The organism is Glutamicibacter sp. NPDC087661, from assembly GCF_044743275.1.
GTDB lineage: Bacteria > Actinomycetota > Actinomycetes > Actinomycetales > Micrococcaceae > Glutamicibacter.
The window spans coordinates 213,864-236,098 of record NZ_JBIUWE010000006.1 but is presented as its reverse complement, the minus strand read 5'-3'; the positions used below and the strand labels follow the sequence as shown (position 1 = coordinate 236,098).

The 22,235-nt window shown below is 60.9% G+C and carries 18 protein-coding genes and 1 riboswitch; of the genes, 10 read left to right on the top strand and 8 right to left on the bottom strand.

From position 1 onward, the window contains the following. Positions 1-20: 20 nt before the first annotated feature. Positions 21-524, top strand: coding sequence for a hypothetical protein (locus ACIOTN_RS16230; protein ID WP_402735723.1), 504 nt, complete (start codon positions 21-23; stop codon positions 522-524). Between the two features lie 78 nt (positions 525-602). Here ACIOTN_RS16230 and ACIOTN_RS16225 read toward each other — a convergent pair whose 3' ends face one another. From ACIOTN_RS16225 to ACIOTN_RS16215, 3 genes are all read right to left on the bottom strand, one after another. Further along, entirely contained in the window at positions 603-2,144 is a 1,542-nt protein-coding gene (locus tag ACIOTN_RS16225; protein ID WP_402735722.1) for an MFS transporter, read from the bottom strand. 575 nt (positions 2,145-2,719) lie between these two features. Continuing rightward, positions 2,720-3,004 carry a hypothetical protein gene (locus tag ACIOTN_RS16220; RefSeq protein ID WP_146112257.1) on the bottom strand — a complete coding sequence of 95 codons (285 nt, stop codon included), beginning with the start codon at positions 3,002-3,004 and terminating at the stop codon, positions 2,720-2,722. 162 nt (positions 3,005-3,166) lie between these two features. Continuing rightward, on the bottom strand, positions 3,167-6,514 hold the full coding sequence (locus tag ACIOTN_RS16215; protein ID WP_402735721.1) for an SNF2-related protein: 3,348 nt from the start codon (positions 6,512-6,514) through the stop codon (positions 3,167-3,169). 86 nt (positions 6,515-6,600) lie between these two features. Between ACIOTN_RS16215 and ACIOTN_RS16210 the strand changes: the two genes are divergently transcribed. Next, positions 6,601-7,791, top strand: coding sequence for an LOG family protein (locus tag ACIOTN_RS16210; protein WP_105657315.1), 1,191 nt, complete (start codon positions 6,601-6,603; stop codon positions 7,789-7,791). Between the two features lie 63 nt (positions 7,792-7,854). On the opposite strand, the gene ACIOTN_RS16205 is transcribed toward ACIOTN_RS16210, so the two are convergent. The 3 genes from ACIOTN_RS16205 to ACIOTN_RS16195 form a co-directional block, all read right to left on the bottom strand. Next, positions 7,855-8,958 carry a VIT1/CCC1 transporter family protein gene (locus ACIOTN_RS16205; protein WP_105657316.1) on the bottom strand — a complete coding sequence of 368 codons (1,104 nt, stop codon included), beginning with the start codon at positions 8,956-8,958 and terminating at the stop codon, positions 7,855-7,857. A 54-nt stretch (positions 8,959-9,012) separates the two neighbouring features. Then, complete coding sequence (locus ACIOTN_RS16200; RefSeq protein WP_105657317.1) at positions 9,013-9,279, bottom strand: hypothetical protein; 267 nt, start codon at positions 9,277-9,279, stop codon at positions 9,013-9,015. A gap of 15 nt (positions 9,280-9,294) precedes the next feature. Next, positions 9,295-9,408: riboswitch (SAM riboswitch) on the bottom strand. A gap of 67 nt (positions 9,409-9,475) precedes the next feature. Further along, complete coding sequence (locus tag ACIOTN_RS16195) at positions 9,476-10,063, bottom strand: DinB family protein (protein ID WP_402735720.1); 588 nt, start codon at positions 10,061-10,063, stop codon at positions 9,476-9,478. Between the two features lie 133 nt (positions 10,064-10,196). Here ACIOTN_RS16195 and ACIOTN_RS16190 point away from each other — a divergent pair, with 133 nt between their 5' ends. The 3 genes from ACIOTN_RS16190 (at position 10,197) to ACIOTN_RS16180 (ending at position 12,952) form a co-directional block, all read left to right on the top strand. Further along, positions 10,197-10,763 carry a helix-turn-helix domain-containing protein gene (locus ACIOTN_RS16190; RefSeq protein WP_105661607.1) on the top strand — a complete coding sequence of 189 codons (567 nt, stop codon included), beginning with the start codon at positions 10,197-10,199 and terminating at the stop codon, positions 10,761-10,763. A 136-nt stretch (positions 10,764-10,899) separates the two neighbouring features. Next, on the top strand, positions 10,900-11,316 hold the full coding sequence (locus tag ACIOTN_RS16185) for a hypothetical protein (protein ID WP_133833221.1): 417 nt from the start codon (positions 10,900-10,902) through the stop codon (positions 11,314-11,316). A 106-nt stretch (positions 11,317-11,422) separates the two neighbouring features. Further along, the gene (locus tag ACIOTN_RS16180; RefSeq protein ID WP_402735719.1) at positions 11,423-12,952 is read left to right on the top strand and encodes an APC family permease; all 1,530 of its coding nucleotides are present in this window, start codon (positions 11,423-11,425) and stop codon (positions 12,950-12,952) included. Between the two features lie 55 nt (positions 12,953-13,007). Here the strand turns inward: ACIOTN_RS16180 and ACIOTN_RS16175 are convergent, their stop codons facing one another. After that, positions 13,008-14,543: a PucR family transcriptional regulator gene (locus ACIOTN_RS16175; protein ID WP_402735718.1), complete on the bottom strand. Its 1,536-nt coding sequence runs from the start codon at positions 14,541-14,543 to the stop codon at positions 13,008-13,010. 81 nt (positions 14,544-14,624) lie between these two features. Here ACIOTN_RS16175 and ACIOTN_RS16170 point away from each other — a divergent pair, with 81 nt between their 5' ends. From ACIOTN_RS16170 to ACIOTN_RS16160, 3 genes are all read left to right on the top strand, one after another. Further along, the gene (locus ACIOTN_RS16170) at positions 14,625-15,983 is read left to right on the top strand and encodes an aminotransferase class III-fold pyridoxal phosphate-dependent enzyme (protein ID WP_402735717.1); all 1,359 of its coding nucleotides are present in this window, start codon (positions 14,625-14,627) and stop codon (positions 15,981-15,983) included. A 196-nt stretch (positions 15,984-16,179) separates the two neighbouring features. Continuing rightward, positions 16,180-17,166 (top strand): agmatinase, encoded by a 987-nt coding sequence (gene speB / locus ACIOTN_RS16165; protein WP_402735716.1) that lies wholly within the window; start codon positions 16,180-16,182, stop codon positions 17,164-17,166. Beyond that, positions 17,166-18,809, top strand: a complete 1,644-nt coding sequence (locus tag ACIOTN_RS16160) for a thiamine pyrophosphate-binding protein (protein ID WP_402735715.1) — start codon at positions 17,166-17,168, stop codon at positions 18,807-18,809. Before speB ends, ACIOTN_RS16160 begins: the two co-directional genes overlap by 1 nt. 381 nt (positions 18,810-19,190) lie before the next feature. Here the strand turns inward: ACIOTN_RS16160 and ACIOTN_RS16155 are convergent, their stop codons facing one another. After that, positions 19,191-20,051 (bottom strand): inositol monophosphatase family protein, encoded by an 861-nt coding sequence (locus ACIOTN_RS16155; protein ID WP_332594649.1) that lies wholly within the window; start codon positions 20,049-20,051, stop codon positions 19,191-19,193. Between the two features lie 100 nt (positions 20,052-20,151). On the opposite strand from ACIOTN_RS16155, the gene ACIOTN_RS16150 reads away from it, so the two are divergent. Together ACIOTN_RS16150 and ACIOTN_RS16145 are read left to right on the top strand one after the other, a co-directional pair. Next, positions 20,152-20,658, top strand: a complete 507-nt coding sequence (locus tag ACIOTN_RS16150) for a MarR family winged helix-turn-helix transcriptional regulator (RefSeq protein ID WP_402735714.1) — start codon at positions 20,152-20,154, stop codon at positions 20,656-20,658. Positions 20,659-20,662: 4 nt separating this feature from the next. Next, on the top strand, positions 20,663-22,210 hold the full coding sequence (locus ACIOTN_RS16145) for an MFS transporter (protein ID WP_402735713.1): 1,548 nt from the start codon (positions 20,663-20,665) through the stop codon (positions 22,208-22,210). Positions 22,211-22,235: the final 25 nt, after the last annotated feature.

Here is a 22,235-nt window from a genome sequence, read left to right as displayed (position 1 = left end):
TCGGCGAAAGTACGGGGCCGATGCCTTTGAGCCCCGAAACGGCAAGTTCCTGCGATCGGCCGTACATTGCCAGTGGCGGTCAGTTGCGTGGCGCACCGCAGCTGATCCGGGTCGACCGGTTCCACGATCAGCAGATGCGCCAAACTCTGATCGACGCACCCACCGGCTCGACTATCAGCTTCAGCCCTCGTCCCAAGTGGGACAACGTCAATGAAGTGCTCATGGCAGCCAGCGCCGTCTCCGAAACCACTGTCGCCGAAGAGCCCTACGATGCCAGTGACGGGCTGGAATCGTTGATCAGAAGCTCCGACCAGTCTGCGGGGCTTCTGGGCTACTGGGCAGCGCGTCCCGTGACCTACACATATAGCGTTCAATGCCTCAACGAGCAGCAGAGCCGCTACACGCTGGTCTTCGATACCTGGTCCGACTCCGAATTCGGAATCCTTGACTGCAAGCTGAGGCTGGATGCGATGGCTCAATGGGCTGCGCAAGCAGCCTATGAATCCTACTGCCAATCCTCCTAGCCGTTGAGCCGGATACAACAATGGCGGGGCTGGTTCCGCTTGGAACCGGCTCCGCCATCGCTTAACCCTATTGCGAGGCTATCTAGCCTCGGACTGCTCCGCCTCGGCGTCTGCAATCTCCTGCTGGTAGTTCATTTCCAATTCAGGAACCTGCTCGAAGAGCGCTTCGACATCGAGGTCAGGGTTCTCGTCCTGGGTTTCAACTAGCTCAATGGCTTCCGCTTCCGACGCGACCGAAGGCAGCGAGCCGGGCAATGGCTTGCGAGCGGATTCGCGCAGGTAGCAGACCGCAATGAAACCCGCGACCGAGGTGCCCATAACCCAGAAGGCCGGAGCCAGGGAGGATTTGGTCAGGGTCACCAACGCCTGCATGATGAACGGCGCGAAGCCACCAAAGATGGCTACGGCGAAGTTGTACGAGATGCCCATGCCACCGTAACGCGAGGCGGTTGGGAACAGCGCTGGCAACGACGAAGCCAGATTGGCAACGTAGAAGACTACCGGGACAGCCAGCAGCGCAAGGCCAAGCAGGGTGGACCAGATCTGGCCATGCATCATGAACAGGAAGGCCGGGATAGCCAGGACGATGGCCGAAACCGAACCAATGAACAGGACCTTGCGACGGCCCACGCTATCGGAAAGCTTGCCCGCCAACGGGATGCACAAGGACATGCCCACCAGGATCGGCAGGGTCAGCAGATTGCCGTGCACCGGATCGTATTCCAGCGTCTCGGTGAGGTACGTAGGCATGTAGCTGGTCAGTGCGTAACCGGCGGTGTTGGCAGCCGATACCAGTACGAAGCCGGTGAGCAATTCGCGCCAGTAGGCCTTCACCAGGTCGATGACGCCCTTCGGGGCATCGGCAGCGCTCCGTGCGTCCTCGCTCGCGCGGTTAGCGGCTTCCTGGGCTTCCTTGAAGGCTGGAGTGTCTTCGATCTTGGCGCGGAACCACAGTGCGATAACACCCAGTGGAAGGGCCACCAGGAATGGAATGCGCCATGCGAAGCCTTCCATGACATCGTCGCTCAGGGTCAGCTGGAGGATGGAGACGAAGGCGGCACCCAGGGCGAAGCCCATGTAGGAACCTAGATCCAGCAGCGAGGCGAAGAATCCACGACGCTTGTCCGGGGCGTATTCGGTAATGAACGTAGTAGCACCGGCGTACTCGCCGCCAGTGGAGAAGCCCTGGGCAAGCTTCAACACGACCAGGAGAATTGGTGCTGCTACACCCCATACCGAGTAATCCGGGAGGATTCCGATGCCAAACGTGGCCGTTGCCATCATGAGCAGGGTGAAGACCAGAATCTTCTGGCGTCCTACTCGGTCACCCAGCTGGCCCAAAATCACGCCACCAAGCGGGCGCGCGACGAAGGTGACAGCGAATACGCCTAGGCTGAACAGGGTTTGGATTGCAGGCTCGACGGTGTCGGGCATGAAGAGCTTGCCGATAATTACTGCAAGATAGCCGTAGACACCTACGTCGTACCATTCCATCAAATTGCCAACGACGGTACCGCCGATGGCTTTCTTGAGCATCGAATTATCGACGACGTTGACGTCTTCTACCTTCAGGCGGCGTTTCCTCAGGAATCGCTGCTTCCGTGTGTTTTTTGCTTCCATAGTTTCACTCCTCATATCTTTCTTGATCTTGTCCCGGTGCCGGCGACCATATTCATCCACAAGAATGAGGAGCGAAATAGCTGCTCCTTGAGCTGGTTGCGGTCGCCGTGTGACTCGTCGAAATCGATAGATTTCTACTCAAAAATCCGGCGAAAAACCGGCATTGAGCGATGAAACGCTTAAGCGGACAATCATTAAGTTTACCAAAAATTGGATTAATTCCCTGATCGAGGGGCTCTCCAGGGGCGTATGCGTGCCCATGGGAGCAGTCGAATCCTGCGTGGACCTACCGCCGAATACCCACGGAAGCATGGGGCAAACGAGCCATTGGCCAAGTTGTGGATCGAGGTGCGCGAAAAGCCGAAATTGTGTCGAAGGACTCGGAGCGCCAGGGGTTGGAAATCAGCGAAACAACGCGAAAACGGTGCACTTGAAGGTCCTGAATCCGGTGGCAAATGGGGGCTTCCGACGGTAAAAAACGCACGCTGTTCAGCAGCGGTTGGCGCTCAGTCCACAGGGCACAAAAATGCCCCAAGATTGCTGGTGGGCAGCTTGGGGCATGTAGTCGAAGCAGGCTAGCCGCGGAGGCCGGCAGCAGCTTCAGTATCAACTCTCAGGAATGAAGAGCCGATGGCAGCGAACGCGCCCGGAATCAGGAGCATCCGGTGCTTCGGGTTATAGAAAATCTCTTCGAGCGGAGACGCCAGAACTCTGCGAATCTTTTCCAGAAGCCGGTCGTTTTCCAGGGACAGGCGTTCCTGTTCGGTTTCAATCACCACACGATCGTTGTTGATACTCACCGATGCACTCATCCAGTCATCATCGGGGGTACTGAGAGTCTCCGATTTAATCAGGGACACGGTTATTACCGCCTTTGTCGTTCGTATCGCCCGGACGAGGATCCGTCTGGGCGCTTGCCCGATGAACGCACTATGTGTGGCGTAGCGCACATCATCGGTCACTTCGAATATACAGGGTTTTACTGAGCGCCGCCTGCTAATACGGCGGATTTAATCAACCTGTTACTCAAGCAGTCCTCGGATATCTTGGGCGGTCAAGGCCTTGGAGAATCCATCGGCTTCATCCATCACTGTCGAGATCAGCTTGCGTTTGCTTTCCTGCAGCGCCACAACCTTCTCTTCGATGGTGCCCTGCGAAATCATTCGGTACACCATCACCTGTCGCGTCTGGCCGATGCGGTGCGTACGGTCGATAGCCTGGGCTTCCACGGCTGGGTTCCACCATGGATCCAGCAAGAAGCAGTAGTCCGCTTCGGTCAGGTTCAAGCCGAATCCGCCGGCTTTCAAGGAGATCAAGAACAGCGGAGCTTCGCCTTCCTTGAACTGCTCGATGACCTTGGCGCGGTTGCGGGTATTGCCGTCCAGGTAAACGAACTTCACGCCACGCTCGGTCAGCTTGTCGGCAAGCACCTTCAGATACGAGGTGAACTGGCTGAAGATCAGCGCACGGTGGCCTTCGCCCACCACATCATCGAGCTGGTCGAAGAGTGCTTCCAGCTTTGAACCAGGTACGTCCGACAGCGCTGGATCCACTAATGAAGGCTCCAGGGCCAGCATGCGCAGATGGGTCAGCGACTGGAAAATGGTGAAGCGGTTGCGATCCAGATCTTCAACCAGGTGCAAGATTTTCTGGCGTTCGCGGTTCAGATGGGTGTCGTAGACATGCTGGTGCTCTTCGGAAAGGCGCACCAGAAGCTGTTGCTCCTGCTTGGCCGGAAGATCCAGCACCACGGATTCCTTGGTGCGGCGCAGCATGAATGGCTTGATGCGACGCTGCAGCAATGCAAGGGTGTCCTTGTCGCCCAGCACTTCGATGGGGCGGGCGAATTGGCGATTAAAGCGTGTTGTGTTCAGGAACAATGCCGGAGCAATCAGCGACAGCAAAGCACCGAGCTCGGAAAGGTTGTTTTCCATCGGGGTACCAGTGACGGCCAATTTGAAATTGGTCTGCAGGTTCACCGCGGTGCGGTGCGCCTTGGTGGATTTGTTCTTCACGAACTGCGCCTCATCGAGGATCAAGCCGGCAAAGCGCTGCGCCTCGTAAATCTCGTCGTTCAGACGCAACAGGGTATAGGTCGTGAGAATGACATCGTAATTCTCGGCCAGTTCCCTCAGCTGCCGTGGCGAAGGCAAGGTGCCCTCGACGCTGACTACCCGCAAGGATGGGGCGAACTTGTTGATTTCCATTTCCCAGTTGGAAACCACCGAGCTCGGTGCGACGACCAAGAACGGCAGACGGGTGCGCTGGGTTGCGGGCAGCTGAGCACATGCCTGCGGATCGGCCCAGAGCTTGTGGGCATGGAGAATCAGGGCAATCGTTTGCAAGGTCTTGCCCAAGCCCATGTCATCGGCGAGGATTCCGCCGAATCCGCCTTCGTACAGGCGAGAGAGCCAGTGGAACCCTTCAACCTGGTAAGGGCGCAATTGGGCGTTCAGCGTGTTCGGCACCTGCGCGTGGTGGGCTTCAGCGACCTTGAGCAGTGAACGCATGCGTGCGATAAACAAGTCCGCGCCGTCAATGCCTTCAGCCATCTCATCAAGTTCTTCGAACAATGAGATTTGGAAGACCGTAAGCTTCAGGTCTCCCTCCTTCGGCTTGTCATTCATTGCCTGCGCCTCGTCAACGAGCGCCTTGAGCTTGGCGAACATGGGGTGGTTCAACGAGAACCAAGTGTTATCCGGCAGGCGCAGCTTCATCTGGCCATTGCTCATGGCCTCGACGATCTGCGAGAAAGGAACCTCGTGGTTGCCCACGGTGATCAGCAAGCCAAGGTCCAGCCAGTCGGTCCGTTCATGATTCACGGCATTGATCTTCAGCTGAGGAAGTTCACGCAGCTGACGGAATTTCGGCCGGGTACCCTTCTCAACCAGCTTGACTTCAGGAATGCGTTCTAGCGCGGGGAGGATCTCGGTGACGAAATCGATGGTGTCATCGCGGGCGTAGAACTTCGGCGACAAGTTGGGATTGCCGCTTTCTTCATGGACCAGGAAAACTTCATGCACTGCGGCCTGAAGCAGTTCCTCGGCCTCAAGGTCATACACTTCCTGGTCGCCAGGGATCCCCGGGTAGAGGATCTGGAAGTCCAGCGCGGCGGTGTCGTTCGGTTCGTTATTCTCGTTGAATTCGCGCTTGTAGACCACGGTCGCCTGCACATAGGGCGGTTTCAAAGCAGGCAATTCCAGCTCGTCGCTAACGCTACGCAGCTCGAAACGGCGGGCCAAACGCGGGTAGGAGGATTCAAAGAAATCGTTGATCTCCGGCCTAGGCACGGTGACCGGACGGCGGTCAACATACCAGCGGCGGTGCGCGTCAGGAATCGGCTCAACACTTGGCGCGAGCCAAATCTCATCAGGCTGAGCCAACTGGGCATAGAAACCATGCTCGGCGATGACACCGCTTGGTGCCTCCGGATCGAGAATGAGATCCTGGTTTGCAATGTGCAGGACACCGTCCAATTGCAACCGTTGCTCATCCAGGGAGGCCTGCATGCTGAAGCTGGCTGGAGCAACGATGCGCACGCGCTGCTCGGATCGGGTCGTGATCAGCGGAATTCCCAGCTCATCAGCTTGGTCAAGCAGTGGCCAGAGCAGCTCGGAAGCGTACTCGTCCAGGAACAGCCAGTCTTCATCCACCTTGAACTGCAGCTGGCTGTCGCTGCGCGCCATGGAGGCAAAGCGGGTAAACCAGTGGTGCTGCGCCCGCAGCAGGTTCCAGCCGTAGGTCTTGAAGCCCAGGGTGGTCCAGCGAAGCTGGCCACGAACCCAACGGCCTTCGGTGTTGCGAACCATTGGGCGCACTCCCAAGCGGAAGCGCTTATTGCGGGTCGGGTGCGGGATGGTTCCGGTCGGCATCCATTGTTGCTGCTGGGTGGCGTCCTTCGAATCGAAGAGCAGGAACTGAAGCGCCATCGGCACTACCGGATCGTGCTGCGAACCAAGCAGGCCATCGGCCGGGCCCGGCTCGGACTCTTCAAACCATGAATCGATTTGCTGCGACCAAACTGTGTTCGGCTTCTCTTCCCGGGCAGGCACGGGGCGTGGCTGGGAAGCGATCTTGTTGGAGACAATAGCCAGTGCCGCGATGTGCGAGCAGATGCCCGGTGCGTCGCAGGTGCACTCGCACGATTCGATCTTCCACTCTCCACCGTCCATGAGGACCTGGATCATCGGAGAATATTCTTCGCCAGAATCGGTGACGGTGCCTTCGATCTGGTGGGTGCTTTCGTCGAATTCCACGTCAACCACGGAATTTGCTTCTGCAGCCAGGTTCTTTCCATAGAAGAAAGGAACGTTGCCCAGAAAAGCCAATAAGTGGCGGGCATCAATGGTTGGTGGAACAGATTCAATCATCCTCTCATCGTTTCACGTTCCGGGCCTTCGCGAAAGTTGAAGGGCCTTTCTGTGAATAATCACTATCTATGACGTAGCGTTGACGCATGTCCCAAGTGTGGCCCTACCTTCCAGCACGCGCAGTGAACATAACGACGCTCGTTGAATTCGACCGTCTCGCAGCCGAAGCGCTGGCTTCCCACCGCGCACGCGGAAAAGGCTGGCGAGTGCACCGTGTTGATCTGCGCGAACGGGATACCGTGCTGGAATCCTTGGATCTTTCCGAAGCGCTATTCATCGATTGCCAGTATTCCGCGCAAGGAGCGCAGATCGTGCAAGCCACTGGCGGGCTGTGCATGAGCTCGGGGGAGGAGCTTCCCTTCGAGACGGTGGCTCGCGGTTTGTATTCGCCGCATGAGTTGTACTCGGGGATCCGGACGCAGACCTACGAGCATGTGCCTGATGCGAAGATCTACGCGTACTCCCAGCAGCATGCAGCGGTGAATTCCGATAGCGATAGCAATGCGCTGGCAAGAACCCTGCATGATCACCACATTGGCCAGGCGCTGGTCTCGGCGGTGTACGAGGGCACGTTCAAGGAAACCCCGATTATCGGGGTGATGGGCGGGCATGCGATGAGCCGGGGCACTGCGCAGTATGCGCAAGCTTTGGAGCTTGGGCGCATGATTACCCGGGCCGGCTACGCGGTCGCCACCGGTGGAGGCCCCGGCGCAATGGAAGCCGCCAATGCCGGTGCGTGGCTGGCCGATTACGGACCAGAAGATGTCGCTACGGCATTGCAGATGCTGGCCGAAGCGCCAGATGCGATCCATCAGCGCACCGGCTGGGCGAGAACTGCGTTGATGGTCAAGGAGCGTTTCCCGAGCCAGCGGCAGTCCCTGGGCGTGCCAACCTGGTTCTACGGCCATGAGCCGCCGAATCTGTTTGCCACCCAGATTGCCAAGTTCTTCACCAATTCCATTCGTGAAGCGATTCTGCTGGAGCAGTCCAACGGCGGGCTGGTAGTTCTGCCCGGGGCCGCTGGCACGGTGCAGGAAATCTTCCAGGATGCCTGCGAAAACTACTACGCTACCGGTGCTCGCGTGGTGCCGATGGTGCTGATCGGCAAGGACTATTGGACGAGGGATCTGCCTGCTTGGCCGCTGCTTCAGGCCCTGGCCAAGGACCGTGTCATGGAACAGAAGATTGCTCTGGTGGAAACCGCCGAAGAAGCGATGGAGTTCATCCAGAGCATGCAAACCCTGCGCCGGCGTACCCGGCGGCCGGAGAACAGCTAGAGCACGGCATGGAAAATGCCGGTAGAGCCAAAGCTGTACCGGCATTCGAATCGCAGCAGGCTGCTATCCGATGCTGACGTCGAAGATCAGGCCCAAGCAGTAGGTGATGGCCGCTGCGCCCCAGCCGATGGCTAGCTGGCGCAGGCCGCGCTTGAGCGGGGAGGCACCGGAAAGCAGTCCCACGATCCCTCCGGTGATCATCAGGGCCACGCCTACCAGGACTACCGAGACGAGGATCGCGGTCATGCCGGAGAGCCCAAGGATATAAGGCAGGATCGGCACGACCGCGCCGGAAGCGAAAAGGATGAACGAGGTGGCCGCCGCGCCGGTGGCCGACCCCAGTTCCTGGTGCTCCTTCTCGAGTTCTTCGCCGCGGCCTTCCGGGTTCAACGAGAAGTCGGGGTTGCAATCGCAGGTGAACAGGCCCATGCGTTCTGCGGCCCGGTGCGCTGCATCTTCATCGCTCATTCCGCGGGCCTTGTAGATCAGCACCAGCTCGTTGGCGTCCAGATCGAGGTTCGGGGCGGCGGTCAGCGTGACCTGGGTTGGTCGCGAGGCGGTCAGCAGCTCGCGCTGGGAACGCACCGAGACGTACTCGCCAGCTGCCATGGACAGTGCGCCGGCCAGCAAACCGGCAACACCGGAGAACAGCACGAAGGTCGCTGAAACACCGGTCGCACCGATACCCATGATCAACGCCAGGTTGGAAACCAGCCCGTCGTTGGCGCCGAAGACCGCAGCGCGGAAGTTGCCCGAAAGGCGCGCACGGCCTGCTGTAGCCAGCGCCCGGACGACCTCTTCGTGGACCTGTTCGTCGGCCGCCATCTGCGCGGTGGCGTCCTTGTCGTCGCGGTAGGGCGAACTGCTTTCGGAGCGCTGGGCCATGGCCAGCACGAAGACCGAACCGAAATGCAATGCCAGGAAACGCAGCATGGTGCGTCGCAGCGACGGGCGGACTTCCTTGAAATGCTCGCCGAGCAGGACGCGCCAGTGGGATTCGTGGCGGGCTTCCGCCTCTGCAAGGCCCAGCAGGATTTGCCGTTCTTGACCGGTTTTCTTTTCCGCGAGGGCCCTGTAGATGGAGCCTTCGGCGACTTCATCTGCGAGATACTTGCGCCATCGCTGGATCTGCGCTTTGGTAGGTTCGGTTTCTGGGTGCTGTGGCATCGCGACGATGACTCTCCTGGAACATGGATTTTCCAATGAAACCCGTGGATCGGATCAACCACCCAGTTTAGTCAGGGCTCCTGCACTTGGGAATTTGGCAAGGCTAAAAGCAATTCTCTTGCCCGCGGGATTTCCGGCTACCGGCAGCACCAGCTGCAATTCAGAAGTGGCCGGATCATAGGTCGGCCTGCGGGCGCAACGGGCAATGAGCCGTTCAAGCCTGAGCGGATCTGCAACGTAGCGGGTGCGCCAGCGCCCCTCGGCCTTGAATTGCACTTGGCCGGTCTGGCGGTCGATGACGGGCAGAATCGGATATGCCATGGAGGTCAACTCTCTTGCGAGCTCTTGCCCGTGCACCTGTTGGTGCGCGGACCGCTTCCTCATCCGAACCACCCATGAACTTGGGGTTGGTGCGCGGCCAGTCGGAGCTTGGCGCCGCGTCTCGTGAAGCAACATTTCCGATGGTACCGCCGGCGGCAGGGCGCGGTGAAGTCCGAATGCGTAATATGACTGCGGCTCAGCTGCCCGGGGCAAAGGCATTGGCCAGTTGCTGCAGCTTCTCGCGTTGTTCGGCCCATTGCCCCGCGGTGTAGTCGGGCAGCAGATCCAGTTGCGCGGTCCAGCCAGCACGGCCATCGAGCTGCTCGCGAATAATATCCAGATGCCCTGCATGCCGGGAGGTCTCGGCGAGCGCATGGATGAGCAGGTGATCCAAGGTGGTTTTGCCAGCTGGCCCCCACCACGGTACCTCTACGGGGCAGTCCAGGGGCAGGTCGCTGATGGCTTCATCGGCGAAGGCGATGGCTTTCCGATACAGGCCGATCAGCTGTTGCGCATCCATATCTGCTGGCGGAAGGAAATCCGCGTCGGGATCATGCGGTGCAATGAATTCGCGAACGTAGCGGTCATCGGCTCTGCGCTTGAGGCAGGTGCCGAAATATTCGTATTCATTGATCGCCAAATGGTGCAGCACTCCCAGGATATGGGTGCCCGTGGGGGTGAGCGGAGTGCGTGCCAGGTGTTCGGCGAGGCCTTCTGCCTTGTAGATCGCATTCTCGCGCGCGTCGTTCAGGTACCCGCAGAGCTTGTCCTTGGTGCTGTCCATGGGCAGAGTCTAGTGAGCGCTGCAGTCTCGCGGTAGAGGGCGCGGTGTGTTTACCATTGGTAAACTTGCCCCGCAGGCCTTGAAGCCAAAGTGGTTGCGGTTGTTGCTGCAGAAAACGTCGAGGAGCCAAACGATGAAAACCTTGCCAGTTGAACCAACCGGTGCTGCGATCAATATCGGTGCGAGGCTGCGCGGGGTGCGCCAGACCCAGCGTATGACCATTGACCAGGTCGCCGAGCTATCCGGACTGACCAAGGGTTTCCTCTCGCGTGTGGAGCGCGACCTGACCAGCCCTTCGGTTTCCACTCTTTTGCGGTTGTGCGAAGTGCTGGGCATGGAGGTCGGTACCCTCTTCGAGGTTCCTGAAACGAAACTGGTCCGACTGGAGCAGGCACCCCGTGTTTCCCTGGGCGGTGACGGCATCACGGAGCAGCTGGTCACGCCGCGCAGCGAGAAGCGGGTGCAGATGATTCGCGCCGAGATTGCGCCCAAGGGCACCGGTGAAGCGGAGCTGTATTCGGTGGATTGCGAGCTGGAAGTGCTGCACGTGATCGCTGGAAAATTCATCCTGGTATTGCCTGATCAGCGCGTAGAACTCGAAGCAGGCGATACGATCACCTTCCCCGGGCGTGAACCGCATAGCTGGGAAAACGATTCTGATGAGGTTGCCGTGGTTACCTGGACGCTGATCCTCTCATGACGCCAATCCCTTGCGCTTGCTGCCATGGCACGGCATGCGCAGTGCGGCTGCGCGTTCGTCTGCGGGGAGATGAACCGCGTATTCTAGGAACGATGCGTTGTTCCGGGCGCTCGGGACAATCAGTGATGGGAGAGGCGTGAGGACAGGCGAACCAACCGCTGCGCAAGATCAACTGCGCAGTATCAGCTGGTGGGCTTCGATACTTTTCGGCGTTCTTATTGGCACCACCTTGACCTGGATCCGCACCCAACGCAATTTCTTCTTCATTGGCGCCGCGATTCTGGCCGTCGTCATTGTCACCATTGGCGTGCGGACGATTCGCCGACGGGCACGCTTCCCGGTGATGGCGCAGGCGCGCACCTCGTGGGCGTATGTGCTGTGGACAGGTGTCCTGCTGGTCCTGGCCGGACCGATCCAGCTGGTGTACGTAGCTGATGACCTTTCCGAACTGACTATCAAATCGCTGGTCATGTCCGCAGGCTTCTGCCTGGGCATTCACGAGGTCGACCGCGCGCTGGTGAAAGCCAGCAAGAAGCGCTCCGGCGAGGCCTAGCCTCCCGATTTGGGCAAAATAGCCTGAAATGTAGTCAAAACATCCAATACCCTTTGGCGCGATTTTGCATAGTGTGATCCTGATCAACTTTCCAGAAGGGGTTGCCATGTCAGGAAAAACCGCGAAGAACCACACCGCAGAACCAGGCCTCAAGAAGGTCCTCGGCCGCTGGGATGCCTTGGCCATAGGCGTGGGCGCGATGATCGGCTTTGGCTGGGTCGTGCTCACCGGCGACTGGATTACCACCGCCGGCCCGTTCGGAGCCACGCTGGCTATGCTGGTTGGCGGTGGCATCATGGCGGTAGTTGGCCTGACCTATGCCGAACTCGTTGCGGCCATGCCGAAAGCAGGCGGTGAGCACAACTACTTGCTGCGCGCCATGGGCGCCCGCTGGTCTTTTGCCGGTTCGTGGGCCATCGTCGGCGGCTACATTGCGATCGTGGCCTTTGAAGCAGTGGCACTGCCCAAATCCGTGCTCTATCTCTTCCCGGAGCTTTCGCAGATCAGATTATGGGAGATCGCTGGCTCAGAGGTCTACTTGACTTGGGCGCTGGTCGGTGTCGCCGGTGCGATAGCGATCACCTGGATTAACATCCGGGGTATCAAGACCGCCGGTGTAGTGCAGACCTTCGTGGTGCTCTTCCTCTTCGTCATCGGCGCAATGCTGCTTGCTGGCGCATTCACCGGGGGCGAGAGCAGGAATATGGAACCATTCTTCGAAAACGGGGTGGCCGGCTTCTTCGGCGTGATGATCGTGGTGCCGTTCATGTTCGTCGGCTTCGACGTGATCCCGCAGTCCGCCGAGGAATGCGACATCGCCCCGCGAAAAATTGGCAAGTACGTGGTGATTTCGGTGCTGATCGCCACCGCCTGGTATGTGGGGATCATCCTGGCCACCGCCTCGGGAATGGGCGCTTCGGCGCTCTCCGGATCCGAACTTGCCACTGCCGACGCGATGGGGGCACTGTTCAATTCCGAAATCATGTCAAAGGTGCTGATCGCCGGCGGCATTGCCGGCATCCTCACCTCGTGGAATTCGTTGCTGATGGGTGCTTCGCGGCTGATGTACGCGATGGCCAGTTCCGGGATGCTGCCACGCTGGTTTGCCTACCTGCATCCGAAGTACCGCACACCGAGCCATGCACTGCTGTTCATTGGCGGTCTCTCCGTTCTGGCTCCATTCTTCGGCACCGCCATGCTCGGATGGCTGGTGGATTCCGGTTCGCCGTCGATCGTGATCGCCTACCTGCTGGTGGGCGTGGCGTTCTTGATTCTGCGCCAGCGCGAACCGCAGATGCAACGCCCGCTGCGTGTGGGCGGTGCGGGAAACGGCGGCAAGGTCATCGGCGTACTGTCGGTGGTCTTCTGCGCCGGCCTGATTTCGCTGTATCTTCCGGGAATGCCGGCGGCCATCGGGTGGCAGCCGTGGCTGCTCTTCGCCGCTTGGTGGATCCTGGGCATGGCCTTCTTGCTGCGGGTGCCACGCGGGATTGCGCCGGGCGAATTCGCGGAAGAGGAATTGCTGCAGAAGCTGAGCATCCGCCAGCAAGCCAAGCTCGGTGCCACCGGCCCGGACGCCGCAGCAACGCGACGCGCCAGTGCGCCGCACGATAGCCGGACTCGGCTCAAGGGCTGACGGCTGTACTTAGGGCACGCCGCGGGATCTGGCTATTGCAGAGACTGCGGCGTGCCTATTTCTGTGCCCGGCGCAGGGCCAGCCAGAGCGAGGCGGCGGCATCGGGATCATCGAGATTGGCGCCAAGCAATTCCTGGGCCACGGTGATGCGGTGGCGCAAGGAATTTCGGTGGATGCCCAATTCGCGGGAGGCTTCTTCCCAATGGCCGCGATGGCGCAGGTAGGAGGTGACCGCGGAGAGCAGATCGGCGCGCGCGTACGCTGCGAGGGCCTTGACCCAGGTCTCTGCGCTGGCATCGAAGCCCGGGGCGCCGCAGGCCATGGTCCCGAACGGGACAGCGTCCAGCGTTTGGCGCAGGGCAGGCAAATTGGCAGGGATCTCGGCCAAATTCAATGGTTGGGAGAGTACGGCGTGGACTTCGGGTGCGGGGGAATCAAATCGCCCGCACGCCATCGGGCCCGTTGCGGTTGCAGCCTGCGGTGCCACTGCCTCGCCATTGCCGGAACTGTCTGCGGGTTCGGGAAGTATCAAATAATGTTCGGCGCCGTCCTCATAGTGAAGCTGGCACTCGCGTACCGCTGCGGCGACATCGGGCAAGGCGGCGGGGCGCGCCAGCGAGGGCAGCGCATGAAGTGCGGTTGCTGCATCGGTATCGGCACCTGCCCGGTACAGCAGGATTCGCACACGAACAGGTATTCTGCCCAATCCGGCTTCTTCCCCGACCAGGCGTGCCGCCTCGGGCTGGCCATGCAGCAACAATTTTGCGGTGGCCGAGCTGAGCGCGTTATTCGTGCTGGCAGCCAATTCCCGTTGCCTGGCGCGCAAGGAGAGCAACGTGCAGGCCGTCATGATGATCTGCCGGTCGGCCTTGGTCGGCCTGCGCCCGGCGGCAACTCCGAGATATCCGTGGATCGTGGTTCCGGACAGGATGGGATAGAGCGCTACTTCGTGGCCCTGGACCTCGAAGGTGGACGCCGAGGGCATGCCATTGCGCCGAAAGCGCATGGACTCGTGGCGGAGTTCGCCCAGGAACGCTTCGGCGGATGCCGGGTAGCAGGCCGCCGGCCGGGAATCGACGGAAAGATAGGCGGCCCAGCCGTTCACTGCCTCAGCCAAGCCCCACACGACTGCATTGATGGCATCCGGGCGTACGGCGGCACGCGCCAAGGCAGTCTGCGTGCCCAAGGAACCCATCAGGTTCGAAGCCTGATCACGTGAGGCCAGGCGCCAGTATGCCCGTGAAATGTTCTGGAAGGGCACTTGGTCCGGGACGATCCCCAGCTCTATGCCGGCAGCGTCGCAGGCGGCGATGACGTGCTCAGGCACCGTGCGAAGCCATGGACCCAGCCCCAGTCCCACGGCGCAGACCTTTTTGTCCTGCAGCCGGCGCATGTATGCGCGGGAAGCTTCCTCGCTCGCGGCGAATGGCATGCCGGTGGTCAGCAGCAGCTCGCCGCCATCCAGATAGGTGGTGGGATCTTCCAGCTCAGAGACGTGCACCCCGCTGACCGGCTGGGCACGGAAGGTTCCGGTGCTGGCAGGGAAGAACTCGGTGCCCAACTCCGCGCCCAGCTGCAAAAGCGTAATCATTGGGTAAATTATCCAAGAAAGATGCTGGACTTGGATGCAATGACCAGTGACGCGTGTCACGGGGATTTCTAGGCTTGAGCCATGACTGAAACCCTTGCTTCCACCGACGCCCCAACCTTGTCCCAGACCAGGCACCTTGCCACCAGCATCCCCGGCCCGCGCTCTGCGGCCCTCCATGAGCAGCGGGTGCAACAGGTCAGTAGCGGTTTTGGCGTCACCTTGCCGGTCTTCGTCAGCCGCGCCGATGGCGGGATTATCGAAGACGTCGACGGAAATCGCCTGATCGACTTCGCCTCGGGGATTGCCGTGACTTCACTGGGTGCCGCGAACCGCCGCGTGGCCGAACGCGTGGCCAAGCAGCTGGCGGACTTCACCCATACCTGCTTCATGGTCACCGAGTACGAATCCTTCACCCAGGTGTGCAGCTGGTTGAACCAGCACACCCCCGGCGAGTTCGAGAAGCGCACAGCGCTGTTCTCCACCGGGGCCGAGGCCGTGGAGAACGCGGTCAAGATCGCCCGTGCTGCCACCGGACGCGCTAACGTGCTGGTCTTCGACGAGGCCTACCACGGCCGTTCGCTGCTGACCATGGGCATGACTGCCAAGATCAATCCGTACAAGATGAATTTCGGCCCGATGCCCGAGCATATCGTGCGCGCCGCCTCGGCCAACCCGTTGCGGCCCTCTGGGGGAGCGGCCACCGTCGAAGCGGTCCTGGCGTCCGTCGAGCAGACCTTGATGGACTACGGCCCCCAGACTTTCGCCGCGATGGTGATCGAGCCGATTCAGGGCGAAGGAGGTTTCGTTGTCCCGATGGCCGGGTTCATCCCGGGGCTGCGCAAGCTGGCCGACAAGCACGGTATTGTGCTGGTCATCGACGAGATCCAGGCCGGCATGGGGCGCACCGGGAAGCTATTCGCTTCGGAGCACGAGGGCGTGGCAGGTGACCTGATCCTCACGGCCAAGGCCCTGGCCAACGGAGTTCCGCTGTCCGCGGTGACTGGGCGCGCCGAGCTGATGAATGCCCCGCACGCTGGCGGCCTGGGCGGCACCTATGCTGGCAACCCGCTGGCTTGCGAAGCGGCGCTGGCTGTATTCGAGCAGTTCGAGGATGGGATGCTTCTGGATAACGCCCAGCTCATCGAGCGGGTGTCCCGCGAGGTTCTTGAACCACTGATGCAGCAGAGCCCGGTGGTTGCCGAGGTCCGCGGCCGCGGAGCCATGCTGGCTATCGAGTTCGCCGACCGGGGCAGCTTGGCGCCGCGCGCCGATGCAGCCGCGGCGGTTTCCAAGGCCTGCCATCGAGCCGGGGTGCTGACCCTGACCTGCGGTACGCACGGCAATGTGCTGCGCCTGCTGCCGCCGCTGGTGATCGGCGAAGCACTGCTGCGCGATGGATTAGAGGTGCTTGCCCAGCAGATTCGCAGCGTCGCCAGCTGATCGCCCTGCTGCAGTTTCGGCCCATGCCGCAGCCCGTTCGCGGGTTGTGGCATGGGCTATTTCTGCCTGGATTCCCGGGCTGTGCGATAACTGAATCTTGACGTGACCCAGCAGACAAAATAGCATAATGGAAAACTGAAGTTTCATATTAGACAACTTGGACTTTCGTTCTTGGATGTCTGGGGAGGAAGTTGCGATGAAGGAAATCCGCATCGAGGAAAACGGGCATCTGGGACCCATTAATGCCGCGGTGATTCCACGCTATGCAGGTGGTGGCACCTACGCCCGGCTGCCACGACTGGATCAGGTGGAGAAGGCCGACATCAAGATCGTTGGCGTGCCTTTCGACACCGGTGTCTCCTACCGGCCCGGCGCCCGCTTTGGCGCCAACCACGTGCGCGAATCCTCGCGCCTGATCCGCCCCTACAACCCCGCCACCGACACCTCGCCGTTTGCGCAGAGCCAGGTGGCCGACGCGGGGGACATGGCGGTCAACCCGTTCAACATCAACGAGGCTATCGAGACCATCGAGCACAACGCACTGGAGCTGACCAGCGACGGCTCCACCCTGGTCACCGTGGGCGGAGACCATACCATCGCGCTGCCATTGCTGCGTGCCGCCTCGCAACGAGCCGGTGCTCCGGTAGCGATGCTGCACTTCGACGCGCACCTGGACACCTGGGACGCCTACTTCGGTGCCGAATACACCCACGGCACCCCGTTCCGCCGTGCGGTCGAGGAGGGAATCCTGGATACCGAGGCGATCTGCCACGTCGGCACCCGCGGTCCGCTCTATGGCAAGAAGGACCTGGAAGACGACCAGCGCTTCGGCTTCGGCATCGTCACCAGCTCGGATGTCTACTACCAGGGCGTCCGCGAAATCGTGCACAAGCTGCGCGCCCGCATCGGCAACCGCCCGCTGTACATCTCGGTGGACATCGACGTGCTGGACCCAGCCCACGCCCCGGGTACCGGAACCCCGGAGGCCGGGGGCATCACCAGCCGTGAACTGCTTGAAATCCTGCGCGGTTTGCGCGGGTTGAACATCATCGGCGCGGATATTGTCGAAGTCGCCCCCGCCTACGACCATGCGGAACTGACCGGCGTGGCCGCCTCGCATGTCACCTATGATTTGATCAGCCTGATCAGCGACTTCCGCGCCAGCAAGGGGATGAATAGCTAATGAACGAGCAATCGCAACGCAACGGCGGCGATCTGGTCATCGAGACCCTCACCGCGCTCGGTGCCAAGACCGTGTTCGGGATCCCCGGGCAGCACGCCCTGGGACTCTTCGACGCCCTCTCGCGCTCAAGCTTGGAGTTCATCTCCTCACGCGTGGAGAACAATTCCGCCTTCGCCGCCGATGGCTACTCCCGCGCTACCGGGGAAGTGGGCGTGCTGTTCCTCTCCACCGGCCCGGGCGCGCTGACCTCGCTAGCGGGTCTGCAGGAGGCCTACGCCACCGGTGTGCCCATGGTCGTGGTGGCCAGCCAGATTCCGCTGGACGGCCTGGGAGCCCGCCGCAAGGGCATGCTGCATCAGCTCGATGACCAGAAGGCCTCGGCCGCCAACGTCACCAAGTTCCAGCAGACCGTGCATCATGCATCGGGCATCCCCTCGGCGATCCAGGACGCGTGGGCCCGGGCCATTACCGTGCCGATGGGGCCGGTGTGGGTTGAGGTGCCGCAGGATGTCCTGCTCGCCCCGGTGATGGTGCCACCGGTACAGGATGCCCTGGCCGAAGCCTACGAGCATCCCCCGCGCGAAGAGCTGATTCGCGAAGCCATGCGCTGGCTGGCCGAAGCCAAGCGCCCGGCCATCATCGCCGGCGGCGGTGTGCGCCGGGCCGGGGCGCAGGCTGAATTGCTGGCCGTAGCCGAAAAACTGCAGGCCCCGGTGCTGTGCAGCCCCGGCGGCAACGGAGCCTTTGGCTGGAACCATGAGCTGTCCTTGCAGTCGTGGGCGGAAGACCGCTATGTCTCGGACGTCATGGAAGATGCCGACGTGCTGGTGGTGATCGGTTCGGCCCTGGGCGAGGTCACCAGCAACTACTTCACGCTCGAACCCCGCGGCAAGATGATCCAGATTGATGCCGAGCCGCGCGTGCTCGAGTCCAATACCCCGGCCCTGGGTATCCGCGCCGATGCTCGTGAAGCCTTGAAATTCCTGGACGAGGAAATGCGCGAGACGGGCTTCAAGGCCCAGGCATCATGGCACGGAAGCACCCCGCAACAGGTGGTGGCCCAGACCCTGGCAAAGGTGCAGGCGCGCCTGGATGCCCAGGACCTTGGCAAGGAACGGAAGTTCATGGCGGATATACGCGCCGCAGTCCCGGCAGGCATGCAGACCTTCTGGGATATGACCATCGCTGCCTACTGGGGCTGGAGCTGCTGGGACGCCAAGGAGGGCGAATTCCATTCCGCGCAGGGTGCAGGCGGCCTCGGCTTCGGCTTCCCCGCCGCGATCGGTGGCGCCATCGGCTCCAAGCAGCGCGTGCTGGCAGTCAGCGGCGACGGTTCATCGATGTACTCCATTGCCGAACTGGCCACCGCCAAGCAGCACCATGCGCCGGTCACCTGGTTGATCGTCGACGACGGGGGATATGGCATCCTGCGCGAATACATGGAGGGAGCCTTCGGAAAAGCCACCGCCACCGAACTGGCCCGGCCGGACTTCGTGGCCCTTGCGCATTCCTTTGGCATCCCCGCCCAAGCGGTCGATCCCGAAGGCATCGGTTCGGCGCTCGCCGACGCCTTGGAAGCAGATGGCCCAAATGTCATTGTGGTCCGCACCCTGCTGAAGATGTTTGCGCCTACCCACCTGTAAAGCATCCGAACGCACGCACGGCCTCGGACCTGTTGCTCCCACGAGCGATGGATCCGGGGCCGTTGCGATTAGTGGATGAGGAAAAGTGCGGATCAGTGGGTGAAATGGAACACCACACCGAAAAGCACTGTCGAGATGCCCAAGCTAATGCCGATGAGCAGTGGCTCCCAATCCAGGGATTGAGCTGCCAACATCACTGCGAAGGAAGCGAAAAGCAGAATTGCTCCGATTCCTCCCAGGATCACACCTCCGCCTCCATGGTGCCGCGCGGCGGAATGCGCGGTCCGTTGAAATCGTGGTTCCATGCCGCCATGGTACGTCCGAAAGCGGCCAAAGCCGAGGGGCAGGGCCAACTACTTCGATATTGTCAGATTTGTTGGCTCAGCGGCCCGTGCGCAGCTGATGGATCCGCTCGGCAGCGGTTGCCAAGGAAGGATAATCGGCGCCGGGCCCTTGCGCGATGAAACCGGGGCAGTAGTGGTCGGCGAGTCCTGCCTGTCCGTAGGACAAGCCGCGGAACGTGCCCTGGGCCATGCGCACCAGATGCGCTCCGGCAGCCACATCCCACACCTTGGTATCGAACCCGATGGTGGCGTCGCACCAGCCTGCGGCAACATGGGCTAAGGCCAGCGCCGCGCAGACCTTGCGGCGTACCGTGGCGAAGTCCTGGATCCACTGGCCAAAGAGTTCCAAGGACAGATCCCCGTCCTTGAGCATGGATTCTGCTCCCGGGTAATCCGTCATCAGGTTGGCGCGGGACTGCTCGGGACGGGCACCGGGCTCAAGAACCTGCCCGTTGAGGAACGCGGCAGTCGAATTGGCGCTGAATTCATCACCAGAAACCGGATCGAGGATTGCGGCGGCCACCAGTTCTCCATCGATGGCTGCGGCAATCGAGATGCAGAAGAATGCCACGCCGTGGACGAAGTTGCTGGTGCCGTCAATCGGATCGACAATCCACTGCACCTTCCCGGCGGCCTGCCGTCCTTGATCGCCAGAGACCTGCTCTTCGCCGAGAACCCAGGAATCCGGGTGGGCCGATAGCAGTGAGGCAGTGATGAGCCGCTGGCTCTGCCGGTCGATGTCGGTGACCAGATCATGGGTGTTGGTTTTATGCTCGGCTACCACGTTGCCGCGGAAGGAAGCGCGCAGCAGCTCGGCGGACTGGCGAGCTGCCTTCAGCGCGGAAAGACGTAATTCTTCGGCGTATTGCGTGCTGGCTTGGACTCGCTGATCATTCACAACACCAGCTTACCGCCGTGGCAACAGGCAAAAACGTTGACTGGAGCAACGATTCGAACTTACATTGGTGGAAACACAATAGATAGGCAGCCGATAGATCGTGGACAAGTCTCCAGATAGCCCTTCGGATTCTGAACTCAAAATCCTGCTCGACGAGTTGGCCCGCAGTTCCAGGATCCTTCGCGTGTTTTCGCATATGGATCAGACTGACCCCGAGGTATCAAACGCCTCCCATCACGTGCTCAAGACGTTGAAAACCCGTGAACCCACGCATGCTGCCGACCTTGCGCAGTCCTTGGGGATAGGCACCGCGGCGATGAGCCGGCATTTGGCGGAACTGGAGCAAACGGGCCTGGTAGCCAAGCAGCCCAGCAAGATCGACGCCCGCCGCCACGTGCTCTGGGTGACCGAGGCGGGTTGCGAGCGGCTTGAATTCCGCGACCGCTTGCGCCTGGAGCGAATGCGGGATGTCCTTCCGGACTGGGATGTCGAGCGCTTGGCCAGCGTCGCGCACGCGCTGAGCGAATTGAACGCGACGATGATCCGCGGCATCCAATCCCAACGGACCGAGCAGTTCGGCAATGTGGAGAATTCCGACCTTGGATAAGAGCATGCCGGAAAAGGAACGTCCCACTGACCTCACCGAGACAGCGGCAGACCAGCCGCAGATGAATCAACGCGAGGTGCTCAAATCCATCGCTGGCGTCCTGGCATCCTTCTTCGCTGCCATGCTGGCGGCGACCATTGTGTCTATTGCGCTGCCGACCATCATGGATGTCCTGGGCGGCTCGCAAACCGACTTCAACTGGGTTTTGAGCACCACGCTGCTGGCTAATGCCGCCACCACTCCCATCTGGGGGAAAATGGCGGATCTCTTCGACAAGAAGAAGCTGCTGCAAGCCGGAATTCTGGTGTTCGTGCTCGGCTCGTTGCTGGCCGGACTCGCCTGGTCCATACCCGTTCTGCTGTTCGCCCGGGTCATCCAGGGCATCGGCATGGGCGGGCTGACCGCCATGGGCATGGCAGTCATCGGCACGGTCATCCCGCCACGGGAACGTGGACGCTATTCGGGATATTTCGGTGCCGTCATGGCTGTATCTACCGCAGCAGGACCGCTGCTCGGCGGATTCATCGTGGACTCGCCCCTGGGCTGGCGCTGGTGCTTCTTCTTCGGCATCCCGATCAGCCTGCTCTCCATGCTCTTGATCCACCGGACCCTGCACCTGAAGCACCTCAAGCGTCCGGTGCATATCGATTGGGTCGGCGCGGTCCTGTTGACCACCGCCGTCTCGATCCTGCTGATCTGGGTCTCCTATGTAGGCAAAGCCGACTATTTCGGCTGGAATTCGTGGCAGACCTACACGATGGTCTCGATGTTCCTATTGCTGGTTGCCGCGTTGCTGCTTGTTGAATCACGGGTTCGTGAACCGATCATTCCGCTGAAGATCATTTGCACCCGAACAACGTCGCTGGCGATTCTCGCCTCGATCTCGATTGGCGTGGGGATGTTCGGCACCGGCGCATTCATCGGCCAGTACTTCCAGATCGCCCGCGAAGCGACACCGACCATGGCCGGCCTCATGACCTTGCCAATGATCGCGGGCAACTACTTCGGGTCCGTCTTCTCCGGGCAGATGATTACCCGCTTCGGCCGTTGGAAGATCTATCTGCTCATCGGTTCGGTCCTGAACATCGCCGGACTCGGCCTGCTCGGGCTGATGCGCCAGGATACCGAATACTGGCTCTTGGCCTGTGGCATGTTCCTCAACGGCGTGGGCATGGGATTCATGCTGCAGAACTTGGTGCTCTCGGTGCAGAACACGGTGAAAGTTACCGATATCGGGGCGGCAAGTTCTTCGGTGGCGTTTTTCCGTTCTGTAGGCGGCTCAGCAGGTGTGGCGGTGCTCGGCGCGCTGCTTTCGCGCAATGTGGCAGATCTTATTACCGAATCATTAGCGGCCAAGGGGCAGCTGTCCTCAGCCCCGGCCACCGGGGATTCCTTGAATCTTTCCGGGATGCCAGATGCGTTACGGCAGGTGGTGGAATCGGCGTATGGCGAGGCGACAGGGATCGTCTTCATCGTCTCGGCGGCCGTAGCCGTGGTTGCCTTCTTCTGCGTATTGCTCATCAAGGAAGTGCCATTGCGCAAGACGATCTAGTACCTGGCCTTGCCGCCGGGTCGAA

What these genes read in the sequence shown, in the direction of transcription:
- ACIOTN_RS16230 (WP_402735723.1), top strand. Translation starts at nt 21, where the DNA reads ATGCCTTTGAGCCCCGAAACGGCAAGTTCCTGCGATCGGCCGTACATT.
- ACIOTN_RS16225 (WP_402735722.1), bottom strand. Translation starts at nt 2,144, where the DNA reads ATGGAAGCAAAAAACACACGGAAGCAGCGATTCCTGAGGAAACGCCGC.
- ACIOTN_RS16215 (WP_402735721.1), bottom strand. Translation starts at nt 6,514, where the DNA reads ATGATTGAATCTGTTCCACCAACCATTGATGCCCGCCACTTATTGGCT.
- ACIOTN_RS16210 (WP_105657315.1), top strand. Translation starts at nt 6,601, where the DNA reads ATGTCCCAAGTGTGGCCCTACCTTCCAGCACGCGCAGTGAACATAACG.
- ACIOTN_RS16205 (WP_105657316.1), bottom strand. Translation starts at nt 8,958, where the DNA reads ATGCCACAGCACCCAGAAACCGAACCTACCAAAGCGCAGATCCAGCGA.
- ACIOTN_RS16200 (WP_105657317.1), bottom strand. Translation starts at nt 9,279, where the DNA reads ATGGCATATCCGATTCTGCCCGTCATCGACCGCCAGACCGGCCAAGTG.
- ACIOTN_RS16195 (WP_402735720.1), bottom strand. Translation starts at nt 10,063, where the DNA reads ATGGACAGCACCAAGGACAAGCTCTGCGGGTACCTGAACGACGCGCGC.
- ACIOTN_RS16190 (WP_105661607.1), top strand. Translation starts at nt 10,197, where the DNA reads ATGAAAACCTTGCCAGTTGAACCAACCGGTGCTGCGATCAATATCGGT.
- ACIOTN_RS16180 (WP_402735719.1), top strand. Translation starts at nt 11,423, where the DNA reads ATGTCAGGAAAAACCGCGAAGAACCACACCGCAGAACCAGGCCTCAAG.
- ACIOTN_RS16175 (WP_402735718.1), bottom strand. Translation starts at nt 14,543, where the DNA reads ATGATTACGCTTTTGCAGCTGGGCGCGGAGTTGGGCACCGAGTTCTTC.
- ACIOTN_RS16170 (WP_402735717.1), top strand. Translation starts at nt 14,625, where the DNA reads ATGACTGAAACCCTTGCTTCCACCGACGCCCCAACCTTGTCCCAGACC.
- speB (WP_402735716.1), top strand. Translation starts at nt 16,180, where the DNA reads ATGAAGGAAATCCGCATCGAGGAAAACGGGCATCTGGGACCCATTAAT.
- ACIOTN_RS16160 (WP_402735715.1), top strand. Translation starts at nt 17,166, where the DNA reads ATGAACGAGCAATCGCAACGCAACGGCGGCGATCTGGTCATCGAGACC.
- ACIOTN_RS16145 (WP_402735713.1), top strand. Translation starts at nt 20,663, where the DNA reads ATGCCGGAAAAGGAACGTCCCACTGACCTCACCGAGACAGCGGCAGAC.